Origin of the sequence: Rhizobium sp. L9, from assembly GCF_002531885.1 — a bacterium.
Classification (GTDB): Bacteria; Pseudomonadota; Alphaproteobacteria; order Rhizobiales; family Rhizobiaceae; genus Rhizobium.
This window is the reverse complement of record NZ_NWSZ01000063.1, coordinates 1-5,933: the sequence shown is the minus strand read 5'-3', so window position 1 is coordinate 5,933 and position 5,933 is coordinate 1. Positions and strand designations below refer to the sequence as shown.

The 5,933-nt window shown below is 57.3% G+C and carries 3 protein-coding genes and 2 pseudogenes; 4 read left to right on the top strand and 1 reads right to left on the bottom strand.

Annotated features, from left to right (window positions below; translation table 11 throughout):
* A pseudogene (locus CO660_RS31995) lies at window positions 1-697 on the bottom strand (IS3-like element ISRel21 family transposase); the annotation flags it as partial.
* An 825-nt stretch (window positions 698-1,522) separates the two neighbouring features.
* Here CO660_RS31995 and CO660_RS34225 point away from each other — a divergent pair.
* The 4 genes and pseudogenes from CO660_RS34225 to CO660_RS31980 all read left to right on the top strand — a co-directional run.
* A pseudogene (locus CO660_RS34225) lies at window positions 1,523-1,785 on the top strand (Tn3 family transposase); the annotation flags it as partial.
* A 462-nt stretch (window positions 1,786-2,247) separates the two neighbouring features.
* The gene (locus CO660_RS34425) at window positions 2,248-2,373 is read left to right on the top strand and encodes a hypothetical protein (RefSeq protein ID WP_004676277.1); all 126 of its coding nucleotides are present in this window, start codon (window positions 2,248-2,250) and stop codon (window positions 2,371-2,373) included.
* Window positions 2,374-2,487: 114 nt separating this feature from the next.
* Window positions 2,488-3,573, top strand: coding sequence for an HlyD family efflux transporter periplasmic adaptor subunit (locus tag CO660_RS31985; protein WP_008533948.1), 1,086 nt, complete (start codon window positions 2,488-2,490; stop codon window positions 3,571-3,573).
* 27 nt (window positions 3,574-3,600) lie between these two features.
* Entirely contained in the window at window positions 3,601-5,748 is a 2,148-nt protein-coding gene (locus CO660_RS31980) for a peptidase domain-containing ABC transporter (RefSeq protein ID WP_097545514.1), read from the top strand.
* The last annotated feature ends 185 nt before the right edge of the window (window positions 5,749-5,933 follow it).

Here is a 5,933-nt window from a genome sequence, read left to right as displayed (position 1 = left end):
GAGAAGGTGTCGACCACCGTCAGCACGCGCAGTTTCTTACCCGTTGCGAGTTGGTCGTGAACGAAGTCCATCGCCCAGACGTCGTTGGGTCCGACGGCCATGTGCCGATCCTCGCGAAGCTTGGCTTTTACCCCCCGCTTCGGTGTCTTGTTCCGCAACTGTAGCCCCAAGTCCCTGTAAATGCGGTAGGTTCGCTTGATGTTGGTGCCCCAACCCTCGCGTTCCAACAGCACATGCACGCGGCGATAGCCGTACCGCACACGGATCTCGCAGATCTCGCGAATACGACGTTCCAGACCGGCCTGATCAGCACGGCGAGAGGTATAGTGGTGAGTTGATCGATCGAAGTTCAACGCTCCACAAGCACGTCGGATCGAGATCGCCCAATCGCAGCACATGCCTTTCACCATCTCCCGCTTCCGAGCAGGCCTTAGAGCTTTCGGCGGATGACATCCTGCAACATCTCGCGGTCCAGCGTCAGATCCGCGACGATCTTCTTCAGGCGCGAATTCTCGTCCTCGAGCTGTTTCAGCCTCTTCATCTCCGGTGGCAGCATGCCCGCGTATTTTTTCTTCCAGTTGAAATAAGTCGCCTGGCTGATCCCCGCCTTCCTGCAGATTTCAGCAACCGACACGCCTTCATCACCTTGCTTCAGAATGAACGCCTTCTGAGCGTCCGAAAACTGCGACGCTTTCATCGTCTTCTGGTCCCTTTCCCAGCCAGGAAAATGCACCGGAAAACTCTAACCAAAACTGGTCCAGTTTGAAGGGTTCAGATCAAAGTGCACAAGATGGTGGCGAATGGGAACGTAGGGTCGTCGCCTCGATCGCCAAGAAATTGAAAAGGGGCCAGCGAGGAGCGCCTTTTGGCTCGCATCGCCGGGTCCGCGATCAAGGCCCTCGACGGAGCGGTGCCGAAATTGCCGAACAGGCGATACTTTCGGCTCTGGTCCGCAAATACGAGACTGGCGGTTCCTAAGCAGCGAGCCCAGGCGGTGCCACGTTCCTCCTACGGCATTTCATTATCCACGCATGTTGCCGAGGCTGCTGAGCCTGCTCGAATTCCGGAACAATGCAGCACATCGGGTCCGCCATCGCGGCGCTGGAATGGCTCAAGCGTCTGATCGACGAGGACGACAGACGGATCGACCCGTATCGATCCGAGACCTGGCTGTAGGCCTGAAGGCCTAGCATCCTGCCGTATTTCACGTTTACCAGGGCGTGGCCTTGTCCCTATTGGCAGATGCTATGGCCGGATGTGTCAAGTAAAAGATCCACCGGATGCGAAAAGAAACACGAGACCTATTGGGCAATGCTTGGGCGGGTCCCGACGCTATGGCGATCTCAGACCTGCACTTGTTCCGGCCCAGGCTGTGGCCGACAGCGATCGTCTCGCGGGGCCGTTGCGACAGGAGGATAGCTGGCAAATCTCAAGCTCACCTCGACATCCGGTTACGCGAGCTTGGCCGCGCCAGCTCGGGCTGTTACGATTCCGGGCGGCTCGATTGCGAAGGCGACGTCCAGACGTGGATGCTGCGACTGGCTTCTGCGAAGCATTCAGTCATCTGCGTACAGGAGCGCCCTGCGATGAACGTCATCCTCGCAGAAGAGACTAGCTTTGGCCTGCGCATGATGGCCGATGCCACAGACACCCACACCTTGTGGGTGTTAATCCGTGTTCGACAGTGGCATGTCGAGAGCGAAGCCTACGACCGGGCGCTAGCCAGGGTGGTCGAGGCGCAGGCGGGGTTACCGATCCATGGGCACTCCGGCTTCGAGCGACGGCCTATTATTTGCCGCCACAGCGCAAGGCGACGGCCCGCGGCACCAAGCGGCGCATCCGCGCCCACTATCGTGCGGAGGGCCACCAACAATTCACCAGGTTTCAGAGTGAATCAGCAGCAACAAAAATCGACGGCAAACTCGATGGGGGCTACGCGGATGGGGGCGCGCTTACTGAGCGCCGAGTCTCAACTGTACCGTCGCCACCGAACTTTGGAGCTGTCGATCCTGTTCAGGACGTTCATTCAGAACCCTACTCGGTTTGTCGTGCTTGCGACAGCGTGATGTGCGGTTTGGCACGTCTCGGCGCTCTAGGGCAGCCATTGAATAACATACAGAACAGTTTTCTGATGCTTTTCGCTCCTTCTGCATTGGCACGAATCTTGAACCTTTTTGTTGCGCGCCGCTAGGAGCTCCCAACGGGGACCTTGGCATCTTCTCAATCCAGCTCTGAACGGAGACACCAATGATGAACAACATGGCAGCCTATCGTGTAACCGAATTAACCCCTCAAGAAGCAGCTGAAACCTCCGGAGGTTGGTATTTTTGGGTTTACTTGTTTTTGCGACGTTACGGACACTTGTTTGGTTGATAAGCGAGCTGGCTCTCGATGGCTCCTAGTGACTACAGACTAGCAGTTCCCCTTTCTGCTGAAACGGCCAGCTGCATCGCAGAAAGCATACTGGCGCGACGATCAGGACGATCCTTGAGCATTTATAGGGCGATCTTGCTCTTCGTCGCCGCGGCATTTGGCTCACTGCCACTCGTTACCATACCGGTCTCCATGCAGAGTGTCGGTACTATTCGCCCGATCGTGGAGAAGACGCCCCTGATAGCGCCCGTCTCCGGACGCATCTCCCGTGTCCTTGCCTTTGAGAACGATGTCGTTGCTAAGGGGAAGGAAATAATCGCCTTTGACGATCATGTAATCGAGGAAAAGCTCAGCGGGGTTTTAGCCGACATTCATGCCAAGAGCGATCTTGCCCATGACTTCCAAACGCTGATTTCTTCCGGCGCAAGGCTCAGCGTCTCGCCCCCCCTCCAAACCGAATCCGCGACGGCTGAAAGGGTGCATTTTCTCAACTTGCTGCGCGAGAACCAAAATGCGCGCAGTAACGCCGCGGCGGAACTCGACCGCGCAAAGCGACTTGTCTCGGCTGCTGCGGCGCCGGCGAAGACCGTTGACGAGAAGGCTTTCGCTCTCCAAAATATCGAGGTCCAAGGCGAGATCCTCGTGCGACGCAAAACCGCTGATTGGAACCAGAAGCTCCTTGATGCTAACCTGCGCTTAAAGGAACTCACGGCCACCTTGCATCAGCTCGAGCACGAACGGGACCTGCACCGCATCCGCGCCCCAGTATCGGGTGCTCTCGAGCAGTTCTCCGGCCTCGCGCACGGAAGCTACGTGCAGAGCGGGCAAACCGTTGGTTGGATCTCGCCGAACGACGATCTGGTGGCGGAAATCTACGTCTCCCCCAACGACATTGGCTTTGTGCAGCCTGGTCAGCCGGTGCGGCTCCAAGTGGATGCCTTTAACTACAACCAATGGGGTGTCATCAAAGCAAGGGTGGTCGAGGTGGCGCAGGACTTCACTCTGCATGACGGGAACCCGGTCTTCAAGGTCCAGTGCGCGCTCTCTCGCAGCGAACTCGCGCTGAAAAGCGGGGCCATCGGCCACCTGAAGAAAGGCATGACCGTGCGGGCTCGCTTTCTGTTGGCCAATCGCACTCTCCTGCAACTGCTCTACGACGAGGCAGACGATTGGCTCAACCCGATGCTGGCGGGGCGCTAATATTGTCCCAACAGCCAGCGAGCCTCCATGTCGAGTAAGGCCATTAAGTTCAAACAGCGTGACATCACGGATTGCGGCGCCGCCAGCCTCGCATCTGTCGCAGCCTTCTATGGCTACAAGTTGCCATTGGCGCGCATCCGCCAGTATGCGTCGACCGACCGCTCCGGTACGAGTGTGCTGGGGCTCACGGAAGCGGCGCAGAAGCTGGGCTTCATCGCGAAAGGCGTCAAAGGTGGCTTCGACAGCCTGTACAAGATCCCCAAGCCCGCTATCCCGCACGTCGTCAAGGAGGACCTGCACCATTTCGTAGTGGTCCATGCGATCGACGCCAAGTGGGTCATCGTCATGGACCCGGCCTTGGGCGAAATCTGCAAAGTGCCGCATCAGGAATTCATGGAGCAATGGACCGGCGTTCTGGTTTTGCTGGTTCCGGCAGACACATTCAATCGTCGAGACGAGACCACGTCGCCCCTCGCCCGATTCGCCCGCCTACTCGCGCCACACCGCACGGTGATGGCGCAGGCTCTCGTCGGCGCTCTTGTGACGACCGTCCTCAGTCTCTCGACGGCGATCTACGTTCAGAAGATCGTTGATCACGTGATCCCAGCGGGAAACCGCAACCTGCTCAACTTGATGAGCATCGCAATGCTGCTGATCCTAGCGATACAGATCCTGATCAACCTCCTAAGAGGCCGACTCGTCCTGCAGACGGGGCAGAAGATCGACGTATGCTTGATCCTCGGCTATTACAATCACATCCTGGCCCTGCCCCAGAAGTTCTTCGATAGCATGCGCATGGGAGAAATCGTGTCGCGCATGAACGACGCTGTGAAAATCAGGAGCTTCCTGAACGACGTTTCGATAAACATGTTTGTTGACATTTTAATGATACTGTTCTCGTTCGGAATGATGTTCATCTATTCCTGGAATATTGCTTTGATCGTGGCGCTCGCCATTCCAATGTACATCCTGGTATATTGGGCCATCAATCGGATGAATCGAAATCTCCAACGAGTCATCATGGAAAATGACGCCAAACTCGAGGCGCAACTGGTAGAATCACTCGGAGCTGTCTCCACCATTAAGACTTCCGGCGTCGAGAGCTTCGCAAACTTCAAAATGGAGACCCGCTTCGTAAAGATGCTGCATTCCGTCTACAGCTCCGGGCTGATCTCAATCTGCGGCGACAACGCCTCGACGTTGCTGTCGGTCCTGTTCACCATCGTGCTGATGTGGTTTGGAACCACGCTTGCGCTCGAACAGGCCGTCACGCCCGGCGAATTGCTGTCCTGCTATACGTTGCTTGGCTATATCACCCGGCCGGTCGCCCGCCTGATCCAGACCAACCGGATCGTTCAAGACGCGTTTATCGCGGCGGATAGACTTTTCGAGATCTTTGAACTGGAGTCGGCAAGCAGCAGCGGCATCGATGCTACGAAGACCGATCTCGGAGATATTCGCCTGGAGAACGTCACATTCCGCTATGGCGCGCAGGCGGAGGTTTTCAGCGATCTAAGCGTCTCCTTTCGCCAAGGAGAGTTGACGGCCGTCGTGGGTGAGAGCGGCTCGGGCAAAAGCACCCTTGCGGCTCTGCTGCAGAATGTCTACCAGCTTGAGGATGGATGCATTCGGATCGGCCAATATGCCCTCCAGGATTTCTCGAGCGCATCACTGCACAAGGTCATGGCTGCAGTACCGCAATCGATAGACGTCTTCTCCGGTTCCGTGATCGAGAACATCGCCCTGGGCGAGTTCGAACCGGAGTTCGATAAGATCGTACGCATCTGTGATCGAATAGGACTGCGGGAGTGCATCGAGCGCTGGCCCGGGCGGTTCCAGGCCCATCTGGGCGAGAACGGGGTTCGCCTCTCCGGAGGTGAGAAGCAGCGCCTCGCATTGGCTCGGGCCCTGTACCGGGATCCCGACGTTCTAATCCTTGACGAAGCGACCTCCTCTCTGGACTCGGCAGCCGAAGAATTTGTGCTGCGGGTTGTTGAGGATCTGTCTCGCGCTGGGAAGACCATCATAGTCATCACTCATCGGTTGAGCACCGTTCGTGGGGCGGACAATATTGTGGTCCTGGACAAGGGGCGGGTCATTGAGGAGGGAAAGCACGCTGACCTAGTGAGAACTGATGGCCCTTACGCTCGATTATGGCGGGCGCCAAGGTCGTGATCCGTGTAGGCCCTGTCGGCTCGAGGATTGAAAACGGTTGTGAACGTCACGGTTAAGCAGCATGGCAACATTGTCGGCTGTGAACTTGAAGCGGCGGTGATCGGAACGTGGGCGATGGACTTCGTTCACGACCAACTCGCAACGGGTAAGAAACTGCGCGTGCTGACGGTGGTCGACACCTTCTC